We start from the raw sequence: 1,212 nt of genomic DNA on the forward strand, positions 1-1,212 counted from the left end.
CGCAATAGATAACGGCAGGCATATACGGCGTCGACATCAAATTTATTGGAGAAACCCGATGCCACTTGCCCTTTGGGCGCTGACCATCAGCGCCTTTGCCGTCGGAACGACCGAGTTCGTTATCGTCGGCCTGTTGCCCACCATCGCCGCCGATCTCGGCGTTTCTATCCCCTCGGCTGGCCTGTTGGTCAGTCTTTATGCCCTTGGCGTGACCATCGGCGCGCCGGTGCTGACCGCCATGGCTGACCGTGTGCCGCGCAAGACACTGTTGCTGCTCTTGCTGGCGCTGTTCACGCTCGGCAATGCTTATGCCGCCTTCGCGCCGGACTACGGCAGCCTTGTCGCTGCACGTTTCATTACCGGTCTGGCGCATGGCGTGTTCTTTGCCATCGCGTCGACCATTGCCACCGATCTGGTGGAACCTGAAAAGGAAAGCTCGGCCATTGCACTGGTGTTTCTTGGCCTGACCGTCGCGCTGGTGACGGGGGTGCCGCTGGGGACCTTCATCGGCCAGAACTTCGGCTGGCAGTCGACCTTCCTTGGTGTTGTCGCGCTGGGTGTAATCGGCTTTGTTGCTTCTGCCATTTTGGTGCCCGCCAATCTGACCAAGACCGCCTCGGCGGGGATCAAGGCACAGTTGCAGGTGCTGACTTCGCCGCGGCTTCTGCTGGTCTATCTGATCACGGCTGTCGGCTACGGCGGCAACTTCATCGCCTTCACCTTCCTTGCGCCTATGTTGAACGAAGTCACCGGCCTGTCGGCGGGTGCGGTTAGTCTTGTGCTGCTGCTCTATGGTGCATCTGTCGCCGTGGGCAACATTGCGGGCGGCAAACTGGCGGATCGGATTGGTGCAGTCGCGTCCCTGACCGTGATTTTTGTCGGCCTTGCGATATCACTGGTCGCCCTCGGCGCGTTCCTGACACACCCGATTGCCGCCATCGCGGTTGCGGCCTTCTGGGGCGGTTTTGCCTTTGCCAATGTGCCGCCGCTGCAATCCTACGTGGTGCAAATCGCGCGCGAGGTTTCGCCCGGCGCGGTGGATGTGGCCTCCGGCCTGAACATCGGTGCGTTCAACCTTGGCATCGCCGGGGGCGCATGGGCTGGCGGGCTTGTGGTGGACGGCATCGGCCTTGCCGCTGCGCCCTATATCGCCGCCGCTGTTGTCGCGGTCGGGGTTGTCCTTGTGCGCCTGTCCGGGCGTCTGGGCGCGCC

Annotated in this window: 1 protein-coding gene; it reads left to right on the forward strand. The window is 62.4% G+C overall.

Going from position 1 to position 1,212, the window contains the following annotated elements:
* Positions 1 to 58: 58 nt before the first annotated feature.
* Positions 59 to 1,212: MFS transporter (locus tag Q4577_RS23645; RefSeq protein ID WP_303473379.1), on the forward strand; the 1,154-nt coding region annotated here is incomplete at its 3' end.

The organism is Marinovum sp. 2_MG-2023 (genome assembly GCF_030548265.1).
In the GTDB taxonomy this organism is placed as follows: domain Bacteria; phylum Pseudomonadota; class Alphaproteobacteria; order Rhodobacterales; family Rhodobacteraceae; genus Marinovum.